Annotated in this window: 15 protein-coding genes and 5 pseudogenes; 7 read left to right on the top strand and 13 right to left on the bottom strand. The window is 37.9% G+C overall.

All coding sequences use genetic code 11. The features are described 5' to 3' along the window. Positions 1 to 27: 27 nt before the first annotated feature. Positions 28 to 1,405, bottom strand: a pseudogene (gene pyk, locus IPI65_13845) (pyruvate kinase). A gap of 612 nt (positions 1,406 to 2,017) precedes the next feature. On the opposite strand from pyk, the pseudogene IPI65_13840 reads away from it, so the two are divergent. The 5 genes and pseudogenes from IPI65_13840 (at position 2,018) to IPI65_13820 (ending at position 4,237) form a co-directional block, all read left to right on the top strand. Beyond that, positions 2,018 to 2,247: pseudogene (locus IPI65_13840) on the top strand (acyl carrier protein). 123 nt (positions 2,248 to 2,370) lie between these two features. After that, a pseudogene (fabF, locus tag IPI65_13835) lies at positions 2,371 to 3,508 on the top strand (beta-ketoacyl-ACP synthase II). Positions 3,509 to 3,548: 40 nt separating this feature from the next. Further along, on the top strand, positions 3,549 to 3,716 hold the full coding sequence (locus IPI65_13830; GenBank protein ID MBK7442582.1) for a hypothetical protein: 168 nt from the start codon (positions 3,549 to 3,551) through the stop codon (positions 3,714 to 3,716). Between the two features lie 54 nt (positions 3,717 to 3,770). Beyond that, positions 3,771 to 4,013: a hypothetical protein gene (locus tag IPI65_13825; GenBank protein ID MBK7442581.1), complete on the top strand. Its 243-nt coding sequence runs from the start codon at positions 3,771 to 3,773 to the stop codon at positions 4,011 to 4,013. Continuing rightward, complete coding sequence (locus tag IPI65_13820; protein MBK7442580.1) at positions 4,001 to 4,237, top strand: hypothetical protein; 237 nt, start codon at positions 4,001 to 4,003, stop codon at positions 4,235 to 4,237. Before IPI65_13825 ends, IPI65_13820 begins: the two co-directional genes overlap by 13 nt. A 262-nt stretch (positions 4,238 to 4,499) precedes the next feature. On the opposite strand, the gene IPI65_13815 is transcribed toward IPI65_13820, so the two are convergent. The 9 genes from IPI65_13815 to IPI65_13775 all read right to left on the bottom strand — a co-directional run bounded on the left by IPI65_13815 (position 4,500) and on the right by IPI65_13775 (position 8,494). Then, positions 4,500 to 4,691 (bottom strand): hypothetical protein, encoded by a 192-nt coding sequence (locus IPI65_13815; protein ID MBK7442579.1) that lies wholly within the window; start codon positions 4,689 to 4,691, stop codon positions 4,500 to 4,502. Positions 4,692 to 4,905: 214 nt separating this feature from the next. Then, positions 4,906 to 5,112, bottom strand: a complete 207-nt coding sequence (locus IPI65_13810) for a hypothetical protein (protein ID MBK7442578.1) — start codon at positions 5,110 to 5,112, stop codon at positions 4,906 to 4,908. 54 nt (positions 5,113 to 5,166) lie between these two features. After that, positions 5,167 to 5,430 (bottom strand): hypothetical protein, encoded by a 264-nt coding sequence (locus IPI65_13805; GenBank protein MBK7442577.1) that lies wholly within the window; start codon positions 5,428 to 5,430, stop codon positions 5,167 to 5,169. Next, positions 5,336 to 5,566: a hypothetical protein gene (locus tag IPI65_13800; GenBank protein MBK7442576.1), complete on the bottom strand. Its 231-nt coding sequence runs from the start codon at positions 5,564 to 5,566 to the stop codon at positions 5,336 to 5,338. Before IPI65_13800 ends, IPI65_13805 begins: the two co-directional genes overlap by 95 nt. After that, positions 5,524 to 5,691 (bottom strand): hypothetical protein, encoded by a 168-nt coding sequence (locus tag IPI65_13795; protein ID MBK7442575.1) that lies wholly within the window; start codon positions 5,689 to 5,691, stop codon positions 5,524 to 5,526. The genes IPI65_13800 and IPI65_13795 overlap by 43 nt, the downstream gene beginning before the upstream one ends. Before the next feature lie 154 nt (positions 5,692 to 5,845). Further along, a complete protein-coding gene (locus IPI65_13790) occupies positions 5,846 to 7,144 on the bottom strand; it encodes an efflux RND transporter periplasmic adaptor subunit (protein ID MBK7442574.1) in 1,299 nt (432 codons plus the stop codon). A gap of 166 nt (positions 7,145 to 7,310) precedes the next feature. Continuing rightward, positions 7,311 to 7,493 carry a hypothetical protein gene (locus IPI65_13785; protein ID MBK7442573.1) on the bottom strand — a complete coding sequence of 61 codons (183 nt, stop codon included), beginning with the start codon at positions 7,491 to 7,493 and terminating at the stop codon, positions 7,311 to 7,313. Beyond that, positions 7,486 to 8,238 (bottom strand): TolC family protein, encoded by a 753-nt coding sequence (locus IPI65_13780; GenBank protein ID MBK7442572.1) that lies wholly within the window; start codon positions 8,236 to 8,238, stop codon positions 7,486 to 7,488. The genes IPI65_13785 and IPI65_13780 overlap by 8 nt, the downstream gene beginning before the upstream one ends. Next, complete coding sequence (locus tag IPI65_13775; GenBank protein MBK7442571.1) at positions 8,228 to 8,494, bottom strand: hypothetical protein; 267 nt, start codon at positions 8,492 to 8,494, stop codon at positions 8,228 to 8,230. The genes IPI65_13780 and IPI65_13775 overlap by 11 nt, the downstream gene beginning before the upstream one ends. A 206-nt stretch (positions 8,495 to 8,700) precedes the next feature. Here IPI65_13775 and IPI65_13770 point away from each other — a divergent pair, with 206 nt between their 5' ends. Both IPI65_13770 and IPI65_13765 read left to right on the top strand, forming a co-directional pair. Next, the gene (locus IPI65_13770) at positions 8,701 to 9,132 is read left to right on the top strand and encodes a nucleoside deaminase (protein MBK7442570.1); all 432 of its coding nucleotides are present in this window, start codon (positions 8,701 to 8,703) and stop codon (positions 9,130 to 9,132) included. 123 nt (positions 9,133 to 9,255) lie between these two features. Continuing rightward, positions 9,256 to 9,890 (top strand): annotated as a pseudogene (locus IPI65_13765) (superoxide dismutase). A 370-nt stretch (positions 9,891 to 10,260) separates the two neighbouring features. On the opposite strand, the pseudogene glmS reads toward IPI65_13765, so the two are convergent. The 3 genes and pseudogenes from glmS to IPI65_13750 all read right to left on the bottom strand — a co-directional run bounded on the left by glmS (position 10,261) and on the right by IPI65_13750 (position 12,987). Next, positions 10,261 to 12,093, bottom strand: a pseudogene (gene glmS / locus IPI65_13760) (glutamine--fructose-6-phosphate transaminase (isomerizing)). 345 nt (positions 12,094 to 12,438) lie between these two features. Further along, positions 12,439 to 12,717, bottom strand: a complete 279-nt coding sequence (locus tag IPI65_13755) for a hypothetical protein (GenBank protein MBK7442569.1) — start codon at positions 12,715 to 12,717, stop codon at positions 12,439 to 12,441. Positions 12,718 to 12,810: 93 nt separating this feature from the next. After that, the gene (locus IPI65_13750) at positions 12,811 to 12,987 is read right to left on the bottom strand and encodes a DUF4270 family protein (GenBank protein MBK7442568.1); all 177 of its coding nucleotides are present in this window, start codon (positions 12,985 to 12,987) and stop codon (positions 12,811 to 12,813) included. Positions 12,988 to 12,989 lie beyond the last annotated feature (2 nt).

Raw genomic sequence — 12,989 nt, 5'->3', positions numbered from 1 at the left:
CTTTAAAGTATTTGTTCTGCCATTTCTTTAACAGGCATAGTTCAAGTTGATAACATCATCTTTTTTCAAATATCCAATATGCGCAAGATGTTGTTGTACTTCTTTAAATGTATTATTTGTTCCACGCATGCCGTCGTAATAAAATGCTTCAACGCCCCATAATAAATTTAGAATATTTACCACTTCTTCATTATTGGTGAATACATAAATTTTCGCTTTCGGCCTGCAGCTTGATACCATAAATGCAGTGTATCCTGTTTTTGTCATACCCATAATTGCCGCAGCATGCACTTCATCGGCTATATTGCAAGCATTAAAACAAATGGCATCACTCAAATACGTTTTAGAATGTTTGTCCGGCTGATGGCGGCGATTATATACAATTTCGTTTTTTTCAGCTTGCTCAATAATACGCACCATGGTTTCAATTACTTTTTCAGGATATTTTCCTGCAGCTGTTTCAGCACTTAACATAACTGCATCTGCACCATCGAGAACGGCGTTGACAACATCGGTAACTTCTGCTCTGGTTGGATGGGCATTTTCAATCATACTTTCCATCATTTGAGTAGCAATAATTACCGGCGTTGTTTTTTCAAGGCAACGGCGACACAAATCTTTTTGGGTAAAAGGTACCAATTCAACCGGCATCTCCACACCTAAATCACCTCTGGCCACCATAATGGCATCGGTAGCATCAATTATTTCATCGATATTTTTTAAGGCTTCGGGTTTTTCAATTTTGGCAATTACTTTAGAGTGCTTACCGTGGTGGCGGATAATATTTTTTAAATGAATAATATCATCTGCTTCTGCGCACAAAAGAAAGTGCAATCCAATTGGCACCATGTTCTAATGCAAAACAATAAATCGGCATGATCTCTTTCTGTGAGCGAAGGAATAGAAACCCGAGGTATCCGGTAAATTACCTCTTTTTTTGAAGATATTGGTCCACCAAAAACCACTTTGGTAATTACGTGGTTCTTTTGATTTGTTTCCAATACCTTGAGTTCAATTTTTCCATCATCAATCAAAATAGTTCTCACCCGGACTACATCGCTTGGAAAATTAGATAGGTGATATAGGCAATTTTATTATTGCCTATCATTGGCGAAGTAGTAAATTCAAATGTGTCGCCTTCTTTTAAAACAGTTAGCGGCAACACCTCCCCCAAACGAATTTTTGGTCCTTGTAAGTCGGCCAAAATACTCACATGCGTGTTGAGCTCTTTATTCGCCCTTTTGATGAGTTCAATAGTATGTTTATGAATTTCGTGACTGCCATGCGAAAAATTTAATCTGAAAACATCAACGCCCGTGTTTATCAGCCTTACTATCATGTCAAAATTATTGCTGGCTGGCCCTAAGGTTGCAATAATTTTGGTTTTGTTTCCTCCTCGTTTCATTTTTTTTGAATATCCTGTTTGGATTGTCCCTCTCCTTTTTTTTTTTTTGAATGTATCCTCAAAGATGAGGTTGTTTTTCGACTTTAAAGTAGTCACATCAATAATGGCTACAGCCAAAATTTGTTCAATCTCGTCGAATTTTTTTACAATTTCATTTTTCTGGGGCGATAATATCCCCCTTTTATCAACAGGAGGTAGTCTAGCTCCTTCAACTCGGGAATGAGGTTATTGGCGCCCTGTTTGTTTTGAACCAAATGAAAAACCGACTTAGTGAGTTCTTCTACAAAATTGAAAAGCCCATAGGCGGTTTGCACCCTGTTTTAGGGGTCTGCGACGACTAAATCGTCAATTTTGCTAGTTGTTTATAGAGTATATTATTAATAAACCAGGCCATACGATAGTCCTGAAGGGGGTGCTATCCTATAAGAATGGGTTAAATTCGGGGTCAATTTTGATTTTTTGCCTGGCCAAAGTGAAAAAAAATGATGCCTCAAAGGTAAGATACAACTATTATATCTCTGCACACTTGCAGCAATCCATATACATTCCATTATCTTTGCACTTTATTTTCAAACAATTCCTCCCCTTAGGGGAGTATTAAAACCTAAAACAATGTCAGAAATTGCAGAAAAAGTAAAAGATCATTATCGACAAGCTTGGTGTTGACGAGGCGAAGTAGTTCCGAAGCCAGCTTTACCAATGATTTAGGCGCTGATTCATTAGACACAGTAGAGTTAATTATGGAATTTGAAAAAGAATTCAATATCTCTATTCCTGATGAACAGGCTGAAGGCATTACTACAGTTGGTGACGCTATTAAGCTACCTCGAAGAACACGTTAAGTAATTCTTATCCTTCTTATGGCATCAAGAAGAGTTGTAGTAACGGTTTAGGGGCATTGACTCCCTGGGCAACTCTGTACGAGTATTGGGAGGGGTTGGTAGCGCAAGAGTGGAGCTGATTTCATCACACGTTTTGACGCTACCAACTTCAAAACCCGCTTTGCATGCGAGGTGAAAACTTCGATCCTACGAGCGTTATCGAGAAAAAGAGGTACGCCGTATGGATCCGTTTCTTCATTATGCTATTGCAGCAGTTGAAGAAGCCGTGCAAGATGCAGGTATTAAGTCTGAGGAAGTTAATGTTGACCGTGTTGGTGTTATCTGGGCCAGTGGTATTGGTGGTATAAAAACCTTTGAAGAAGAGGTTTTTGCCTTTGCCAAGGGTGATGGAACGCCACGTTTCAACCCATTTTTCATTCCTAAGATGATCAGCGACATTGCTGCCGGTATGATTTCCATCAGATATGGTTTCAGAGGCGTAAATTTCGCTACGGTATCTGCCTGTGCATCATCAACACACTCAATAATTATTGCTGCGGACTGTATTCGTATGGGTCGCGCTGATATTATTATTTCCGGTGGTTCAGAAGCTTCGGTTACTGCTCCGGGAGTTGGTGGTTTTAACGCCATGAAAGCCTTAAGTGAACGCAACGATTCGCCACAAACTGCCTCTCGTCCTTTTGATTTGGACCGCGATGGTTTTGTTCTTGGTGAAGGCGCCGGCGCACTTATTTTGGAAGAATACGAACACGCTGTAAAACGCGGTGCTAAAATTTATGCTGAATATATGGGCGGAGGCATGAGTGCCGATGCTTATCATATGACAGCGCCACATCCTGACGGCCTGGTGCTCAGTTGGTTGTGAAAGACGCTTGAGAGATGCCAATATGCAACTTGAAGAACTCGAATATATCAATGTTCACGGCACTTCTACCCCTATTGGCGACCCTCAGGAAATAAAGGCAATTCAAACTGTTTTTGGTGAGCATGCCTATAAAATGAATATCAGCTCAACAAAATCAATGACAGGTCACTTATTAGGTGCTGCAGGCGCTATTGAGGCTATTGCCAGCGTGCTTGCTTTAAATAATGGTATTATTCCTCCTACCATTAACCACTTCACCGATGACCCTGTTTTCGATAACAGACTTAACTTAACATTCAATAAAGCACAATATCGTGAATTGAACGCTGTCCTTAGCAATACCTTCGATTTGGCGGACATAATGCTTCTGTTATCTTTAAAAAGTTGAGTAGTTAATTGCTTGCTGTCGGAAATTCGCAAATTTTATAATTGTAATATGGGACCTGAAAAGGTCTTTTGCCGTAAACTACGCAGTATTACCGGCCTGGCTCCCATTAATTATAATGTCTACAAACTGGCTTTTCAGCATAGTTCCATCCACAATTCAGTGCATACCAATAATGAACGCCTCGAATTATTAGGTGATGCGTTATTGATTTGGTGATTGCAGACTTCCTTTTAAAAATATCCTTATAAAACAGAAGGTTTCCTTACCGAAATGCGCAGTAAAATTGTCAGTCGCGAACAATTAAACCGCGTTGCACTTAAAATCGGTCTTGGAGAAATGATGCAAATCCGCAAAGGCGGCACCGACCTTACCAAAAGTAATGTGTTGGGTAACGCACTTGAAGCATTGGTTGAGCCATTTATGTGGATGCAGGTTATACCCAGGCCAGCAGGTTTTTTTATGCATAAAATTTTAATCCCCCTCACTATGAAATTGCCGAGTTGGAAAGTGTAGTGGTGAATTTCAAAAGTAAAATTATTGAGTGGGCCCAAAAAAATGGACGAGATATCAAATTCGATTTGATTGAAGAACATGAACTAAAGGGCAAACGCATGTATAAAATGGGATTGTTTTTAGATACCGAACTTATTGCAGAAGATATCGACTACAGTAAAAAACGCGCCGAGCAAAAAGCCAGTGAAATTGGTTGCAAAAAACTTGGCATACACGAAGTATAATTTAGTTAGCCAACAACATCCTAAATAAAAAACCTCCGCGAAAAGTAACGGGAGGCGAACCTGATTTGTTAACTCAATTTAATATATAACTTAATCTTTCTAATTCGAATTTTATTGGAACAGTAATTTTTACTCTTACTGTTTTTCCGTTTTGTTTTCCGGAACCCATTTTTGCATTTTTGCAACTGCATCCATTGCTTCCTCATCACATCCATCGCCAATTCCGCGCATAAAAGTGCATCGGAAACAGAACCATCGGTATTTACCACAAAATTACATAAACTGTTCCTTCAGTTCCGATGCATTGCCTGCGATGGGTAACGAATTGTTTTTGAATATCGCGTTGCATGGATACAAATCCACCATTGTATTCGGGCATTTGTTCGGCAATAGTTATAGGTTCCTGACGGGTTACTACAGGCTCTGTAACAATAGGTTCTTTAATTATTGGCACCTCAACTATAGGTCCTTCAACAGTTTTGTTGCTGATAACTTTGCCTTTTAAGTCTTCAATAGCAATTACTTCTTCGGTTACTTTAAATCTTCTCTTACCACCATTTGAAATTAGGGAAAGCTTTGGTGCTGGATCACTTCCTGCACAATAGGTTGTGGTGGTTCAATTTTCGGTAACTCAGGTATATCAGGCAAATCGGATACAGTGGTGACAATTATTGTAGGCTCATCAATAGCTTCCATTTTTTGTTGTTTAAACTAAAAGCAGTGAAAACTGATGTACTCAGAATACCGATAAACAATGCAATTTTTAAGTGTTTGTCAGAACTCCTGCGCAATTCATAAGCGCCATAAGATTGGTTGCGGTTTTCGAAAACCATATCATCGATACTGGCATCCGAATAGTTTTTTAAATTGTTCATAGCAGTGAATTTTAGATTGTGATGAAAGGGTACTCATTTTTCCATAAGCACTGCTTAATTATTTTTTGTAAAAATGTTTAATTGTTCTTTTTCGGCTTCGGTGATATCCTGAATGGCATAGGTAGGCACATTGGTAATTTCCATTTCATCTAACAGATTAATCATATCATTGTAATCAGCACCGTCGGTGAGTTTGATAATACAAATCAGCCCTTTATCAGGATCAGCTGCACTTTGCTGCTGAATACGTTCGTATAACAATTGACGCAATCCGGCATTGGAGTAATTGCTTCGATAAGTTTTGCATATCCTCTCCATTATAATAATAGAGTTGATTATTGGCATCTGCAATAAGCGTAATAGTTCTGGAGTGGGGAATTGGTATAGGCTCACCGGTATTTTCCGGCATTTTCAATTCCATCGACATATTTTCCTGCAATACAGTTGTAAGCATAAAAATGATATCAGCAGAAATGCCAAATCAACCATTGGTGTTAAATCAATAAATAATGATTTACGGGAAGTGCGGCTATTGTGTTTGCCAACAGCGGCAGAACGGGTGTTTTCTACTTGTGCCATAACAATATGTTTTACTGTTATGATGTTGTATACGCACAATTCCATAAAGGGTTTTACAATTGCCTTGAAAATGAGAATACCATGCGATTAATTGCGCGTCAGCACCCTTATAAAAACACATTAAATAATTGGGCTTGATTAAACCAACAACCACCTATTTCTTATCCTCTTTTTCGTCTTTCTCTTCTTCCACTTTTACCATATCACCATCTTTTAATACGTTGGTAATGGTATTGTATGGTCCGGAAATAACTTTCTCTCCTTCGGTTAATCCTGTTTTGATTTGAATAAAATTATCATCCTGCAGTCCTGATGTTACTATAACTTCTTTTGCCTTTTCACCATCAAGCACATACACAATTTCATTTATTTTTTTATCCTTATTAGTATCGGTTGTATCCTCTCTTGTGGTAATTGCCTGAATTGGTATAGATAATATATTACGTTGTACATCAGTTTTAATTTCAACTGTTGCGCTCATACCCGGATAAAAAGGATATTTGCCATTTGATTCTTTCATTAAATCAGCATATGATTCCGGCAATAAATAAATTTTTACTTTAAAATTAGTTGCCTGGTCAGACACTGCACTTAATACACTTCCGCTTCCTGCAGAATTGGCAATTTGAAAAACAACGCCTTTGAATTTTCTGTTTAAATAAGCATCCACTTCAATATTAGCAGTATCACCAACATCAATACGCAAAACATCGTTTTCACTTACATCAACCTGAATTTCCATTTGTGTTAAATCGGCAATACTCATTAATTGATCACCGGTCATTTGAATAGTACCTAACACTTTTTCACCTTTCTTTTTATTTAAACCAACAACGGTTCCTGCAGCAGGCGCATAAATAGATGTGCGTTTGTAATTATTGCGCATTTCACGCAACATAGCTTCACTGCTTTTAACAGTAAATTCCATTGCCGTTACACTTTCCTGTGCAATTTCATATACTGCTTTTGAAGTTTCATAAGCAAATTGTGATTGCTCATAATCCATTTGGGCAATTACTTTGTCTTTTAATAATTGTGCACTTCTGTCGAATGCAATTTTAGCATTATCAAATTGTAATTTCGATTGTAAAACACGCGCTCTTGCAGTTGCCAATTGAGCTTTTGTATTATCGAGACCTGCCTGTGCCTGTTCTACCTGACTTTCATATAAATCGGGATTGATGCGCATAAGTAAGTCGCCTTCTTTTACTTTATCACCTTCTTTAACAGGCAAGTCAACTATTTCACCTGAAATTTCGGCAGAAATGCTCACCTGAGTTACAGGATAAATTTTTCCACTTGCGGTAACAGTTTCTACAATGGTTCTTTTTTCAACTGCTTCAGCATTGACAGTTATTTTAGCACCGCCATTAAACCATCCTTTATTTGAGCCGATTACCAGCACAACGATTAATACAGCGATTATAATTCCTAAAATTTTTAACGAGCGCATAATTGGTTGTTTAAAAGTCTAATGTTTTGTCGAGATAATAATCAATAATTTTCGATTTGAAAATCATATCGTATTTAGCCTGCACAAGTGTTGATTCAGCTTGTGCTTTCACATTAATTGCATTGGTAATCTGAACGATGAAGCCGTTCCCATATTAAATTTCTTTTCAGCAAAATCGGAATGCACTTTGTGCTGCAGCAAGATTTTTTCTGCAGCTGCATAAGATGGCTATCGCAGCTTTTAAATCATTAATTGCCTGCGTTACATTTTGACGCATGGTGTTAATGGCAATTTGCTGATTTAGTTGAGTATTGATGATAGCTAATTCAGCATTTTGTTTGTTAAGCATACCTGTCCGTTATTAAAAATCGGAATTTGTAATGAAATGCCAACAACTCACTAAGGTTATTATTAATTTGTGTGCCATATGGGTCGGCTTCCTTAATAATTGGCGGATAAATTGCATTTGAATAATTTGTTCCTACTTGCCCTATCAAACTTAAACTTGGCAGCGCAGCAGCACCGGCAATTTTTTTATTTAATCCGTCGCTCAAAAGTTGATATTCATATTTTTTTATACTGGCTTTATTTGCGATGGCATAATTGGCAACGGTTAATGCGTCAGGAACCGGTGCATTTAAAATATTATCCACTTTTGAAATATCCGGAAAAGTAATTTTAATATTTTCAGTAGGGTCTAATTGTAACAATAATTTTAAATCGAGGTATGTTTTATCCAATTGATTTTGCGACTGGATGACGGAAAGTTGGTCTTGTGCTAATTGTGCTTCAATAGTCAATAAGTTACCTTCAGGTATACTTCCAGCCTGCGCCAATTTTTTTGAATTATTTAACTGAAGTTCGGTCGTATTAATTTTTTGGTTGGCGATATTTAGTTGTTCTTCGGCAAACATTACAGCCAAATAAGCAACTATAACCTGGAACTGCACATTTTCTACCGCTTCTTTATAATTCATTCCGGCAACCTGCAAATCTGTTTTAGTTTTTTTGATGGTATTGCTGATGGTACCGCCACTGAACAAATTCATAGAAGTAGTAGCCTGATAACCATTTGTTTGGAAACTATTGGCCAATGGTAAGTTGGTTACCGGGTCGATGGTATAACCGAAATTCCAGGAAATAAGAACTTCCGAGGTTTAGGTTAGGCAATAACAGCAATCGGCTTTGGTTCGCCGCTTTCTCTGAAAATTCAACACCTGCGGCACCTTGTTTTAACTGGAGGTTATTGTCGGTAGCCAGGTTGATACATTCCTGCAAGGAAACGGTGCGTTGAGCATACGCGGTCGTAGTTAGGGCAGAAATGATAATGATAAAAGCAAGTTTTCTCATGACGGGTTAAAATTAGTTCAAATTTGACGAGCCTTTTAAAGTTTTAGATAAATTAAGACATTTTAAGGATGAATGATTCAAAAGCACAAAAAGTTACAGCCAAAAACCGGTATTTCTGTTAACATTTTTAACCTTACCTATGCAGGTAGACGAGTTTTCAGGGTAAAAATTTGAAGTGTAATCGATTAAGCCCTTACCTTTACGGCATGGGAATTATTTCAGATCCGGATGCATTTTTCATGGAAGAGGCCTTAAAAATGGCAGAAAAAGCCCTTCAGGAGGACGAGGTACCGGTTGGGGCAGTTATAGTGGCCGGGCAACAAATCATTGCCAAAGCCCATAATTTAGTAGAAAGACTAAGCGACCCGACAGCACATGCTGAAATGCAGGCCATTACATCGGCTTGTAACCATTTCAACGCCAAATACCTGCCTGAATGTACTTTATATGTTACCCTGGAGCCGTGTCCAATGTGTGCAGCTGCCAGCTATTGGGCACAAATAGGAAGGATTGTTTATGGCGCCTCCGACCCTAAAATGGGTTTTAGTCGCCACCAACATATTTTGCATCCCAAAACAGTTATAAGTCAGGGCGTTGGGGCAGAAAAATCGCAAATTTTGCTGAAAAACTTTTTGTAGGCAAACGATAAATCAAAATTAATTTTCGGTTTTGCGAACCTGTTTTTTAAATGCTGTTTTATCTTTAACGCTTCTGTTGTATTTCAGAGCTTATAAATTTTAATCAATAAAACTTAATAAACTATTATGGCTTTTCAATTACAACCACTTCCATATGCTTTTAACGCTTTGGAACCGCATATTGATGCGAGAACAATGGAAATTCACCACGATAAGCATCATGCTGCTTATACTACCAATTTAAATAATGCAATTGCCGGCACTGAATGGGAAAGTAAAACCATTGAAGAGATTTTAGCTAATATTTCAAAAATATCTCCTGCTGTTCGCAACAATGGTGGTGGATTTTACAACCACAATTTATTTTGGGAAGTAATGGCTCCAAATGCAGGTGGCACTCCAACAGGAGATTTAGCAGCAGCTATCGACCGCGACTTAGGTGGTTTCGATAAATTTAAAGAAATGTTTGCCGCTGCAGCTGCTACAAGATTTGGTTCAGGTTGGGCATGGTTAATTGTGACAGCTGAAAAAAAATTGCTGTTACTTCAACACCAAATCAGGATAATACTTTAATGGATATTGCTGATGTAAAAGGCACGCCAATTTTAGGACTTGATGTTTGGGAACATGCCTATTATTTAAATTATCAAAACCGACGCCCTGATTACATTGGTGCATTTTACAATGTAATTAATTGGGATGTAGTTGCAGGAAATTTGCTTCAGCTATGTGAGTATTTTATATTTGTAATAACCTGATTAGCAAAAGCTGGGGTTTTTGTTGAAGATTCCCCGAGAACCTTTTCATTCGCAAATTAGTCGATTAGCAAAAGCTGATGGGGTTTTTCGATTGGGAAATGATGAGTAAAATTACTGTCATTAATTTTTCCCGCAAAGCTGCAAGGAGAACAGGATTTATTTATAGTAATTAATTTAGTCGCGCGCAAAGCTGTTCAAATTATGCTTCGTCACGGGAAATGAGACCCAACGGGAGCACGAAAAAGTCTTGCCCAAAACTGGGTTGTTCCATTATACTTCATCATGGGTCAATTTGAGACCCCGACCAAAACGGCGTCCATTGGTACATTCGCACATCATTGGTACTCAATCGGCTTATCAAATTAGCACATTACTCTACGGTCACACTCTTAGCCAAATTTCTAGGTTGGTCTACGTTGCGATTGAGTAATACGGCAATGTGATAGGCTAAAAGTTGTAAAGGAATTACACTTAATAAAGGCGTTAAAACTTCTTCTGTTTCAGGAATACGAATTACGTGTTCCGACATGCCTTCAATTATCGTATCGTTTTCAGAAATGATAGAAATAATTCTTCCCTTGCGTGCTTTAATTTCCTGAATGTTGCTCACAATTTTATCGTGAGCACTCATATTATTGGCAACAACAACAACAGGCATATTTTCATCAATAAGCGCTATTGGTCCATGCTTCATCTCTGCTGCAGGATATCCTTCAGCATGTATGTATGATATTTCTTTTAATTTAAGTGCTCCTTCTAAAGCAACAGGAAAATTATAACCGCGACCTAAATACAAGAAGTTGTGCACGTCCATATATTCTTCAGCAATTTCTTTAATATGGTCGTTCGATTTTAATACTTTCAACTTTTCCGGAATTTTACTTAATTCGATAGCAATACTCTGGTATTTACTTTCAGGCAATGAACCACGTTTACGAGCAATACTTAATGCCATCATAGTTAATACAGTAACCTGAGCTGTAAATGCTTTGGTGGAGGCAACACCTATTTCAGGGCCTGCATGTGTATATGAACCTGCGTGTGAAGCGCGTGCAATTGACGAACCCACCACATTACAAATACCAAACATAGTAGCGTCTTTTGCTTTTGCTAATTCAACAGCTGCTAAAGTATCTGCAGTTTCACCGCTTTGAGAGATGGCGATTATAATATCATCTTCATTAATAACAGGATTGCGATAGCTGAATTCGCTTGCATATTCAACTTCAGTTGGTATACGCGCTAAATCTTCAAATAAATATTCGCCAACTAATCCGGCATGCCATGAGTTCCACAACCAACAATTATGATGCGTTTGGCATTAACCAATTTCTTTTCGTATTCTTTTATCCCCCTAAAACAATTGCGTTTTTTACTGCCAATTAAACGACCGCGCATACTGTCCATTATTGAATTGGGCTGCTCATAAATTTCTTTGAGCATATAATGGTCATAACCACCTTTTTCAATCATGTCTAATTGCATTTGCAATTTTTGCATGTAAGGTGTAATTGTTTCGTTGTGAATTGTTTTAATTACCAACTCCTGATTGCGACGAACAACTGCAATTTCTTCATCATTTAAATACACCACGTTGCGTGTATATTCAATTAATGGAGTAGCATCTGAAGCAAGAAAAAATTCACCTTCACCAATACCAACTACCATTGGTGACGATTTGCGTGCAGCAATCAGCATATCCGGTTCATCTTTCGATGCAATAACAATTGCATAAGCACCAATTACCTGATTTAATGCAATACGAACCGCTTCAACTAAATCTGTTTTTTCGTTGAGCTGAATATCTTCAATTAAATGTATTAAAACTTCTGTATCGGTATCCGATAAAAACTGGTGACCACGTTTTATCAATTCCGTTTTTAGTAAGCATAATTTTCGATAATACCATTGTGAATAATGGCGAGATTTTTACTTTCACTAACATGCGGGTGCGCATTTTTGTATTTGGCTCACCATGTGTAGCCCATCGTGTATGACCGATTCCGCAGGTGCCTTCCACATTGTTACCTGCCGTTTCTTTTTCGAGTTCGGTAACTTTACCTGCAATTTTATAAACGCGCAAGTCGCCGTTAATTAAAGCTACCCCGGCACTGTCGTAACCGCGATATTCCAGTCTGTGCAAACCCTTGATAATTACCGGATAAGCCTGACGATGCCCGATGTAACCAACTATACCACACATGATGTTATTTGTTTATCGTAGTGTATGTAATCGAGAGATAAGGTTTAAAGTTCGCTCTTGGTGAATTTACTCCACCTAAAGTTACTGCATTAGGGATACGGTTTCCGGGAACAACCGATAATGCAAATCCATTATTATCGAGTGAACCTTCCAGAATTTCCTGAACGTGACGTGTTATGATAAATTTATATTGATAAATTGTTCTTCCTGTTTCCGGTGATATCGATTTTAATAAAGTACCGCCAATACTGGTTTGACCTAAATTATCATCAATAATCGTAGAAAAATATTCTTCACTGTAAAATGCAACAATGTAAGTATTGTGACCAAGTGAATCTTGCGGAATTAATAATAATTTCGGCTGGTGGTATCATGGTTTGCAAGCGCCTGATAAGCCGGTGTTTCAACCGGAAATTTGTTGGTAAAATAATTTGTTTTACACCTGCAAATGGAAATAATACGCTTAATGAATCCGCTTCCAATTGCTGTAATAAACACGAACCCCGAAATTACAGACGACATATCAAAATACATCATCCCACGTGAATACCCATCGGTAAGTGTATCTGCTGCAATATATAAACCTTGTAAATATTGTAAAAAGGTAGTGTCATTTTCCAACACAGTGGAATCTAAATCGGCAATATTTTGTCCGAACGCATCAAATAAATTAATACGTAAATGTGGCTCCCAAGTGAACCATCAGCAAGTGTTACGCTATCGCGTTTTTTTGCCAAAATTCATTTTTTTGCCGACAGGAATATTGAGGTGATGAAATTGCTGATTCGAATAATAATTTCTGTTATTGCGAATCGGTTCTGTTAAACGATAAACAGAAACACAATGTGTGGCAGTGGTATCGCCGTAATAGCTAGCATAATCTAAAGTTAGCACTA

This window comes from Bacteroidota bacterium, assembly GCA_016706255.1.
Lineage (GTDB): Bacteria > Bacteroidota > Bacteroidia > Chitinophagales > BACL12 > UBA7236.
The sequence above is the reverse complement of the archived record's forward strand: the minus strand, read 5'-3'. Positions and strand labels throughout refer to the sequence as shown.

Coding starts and splice junctions, on each gene's coding strand:
- IPI65_13830 (MBK7442582.1), top strand. CDS start 3,549: ATGGGACCTGAAAAGGTCTTTTGCCGTAAACTACGCAGTATTACCGGC.
- IPI65_13825 (MBK7442581.1), top strand. CDS start 3,771: ATGCGCAGTAAAATTGTCAGTCGCGAACAATTAAACCGCGTTGCACTT.
- IPI65_13810 (MBK7442578.1), bottom strand. CDS start 5,112: ATGAACAATTTAAAAAACTATTCGGATGCCAGTATCGATGATATGGTT.
- IPI65_13805 (MBK7442577.1), bottom strand. CDS start 5,430: ATGGAGAGGATATGCAAAACTTATCGAAGCAATTACTCCAATGCCGGA.
- IPI65_13800 (MBK7442576.1), bottom strand. CDS start 5,566: ATGCTTACAACTGTATTGCAGGAAAATATGTCGATGGAATTGAAAATG.
- IPI65_13795 (MBK7442575.1), bottom strand. CDS start 5,691: ATGGCACAAGTAGAAAACACCCGTTCTGCCGCTGTTGGCAAACACAAT.
- IPI65_13790 (MBK7442574.1), bottom strand. CDS start 7,144: ATGCGCTCGTTAAAAATTTTAGGAATTATAATCGCTGTATTAATCGTT.
- IPI65_13785 (MBK7442573.1), bottom strand. CDS start 7,493: ATGCTTAACAAACAAAATGCTGAATTAGCTATCATCAATACTCAACTA.
- IPI65_13775 (MBK7442571.1), bottom strand. CDS start 8,494: ATGAGAAAACTTGCTTTTATCATTATCATTTCTGCCCTAACTACGACC.
- IPI65_13770 (MBK7442570.1), top strand. CDS start 8,701: ATGGGAATTATTTCAGATCCGGATGCATTTTTCATGGAAGAGGCCTTA.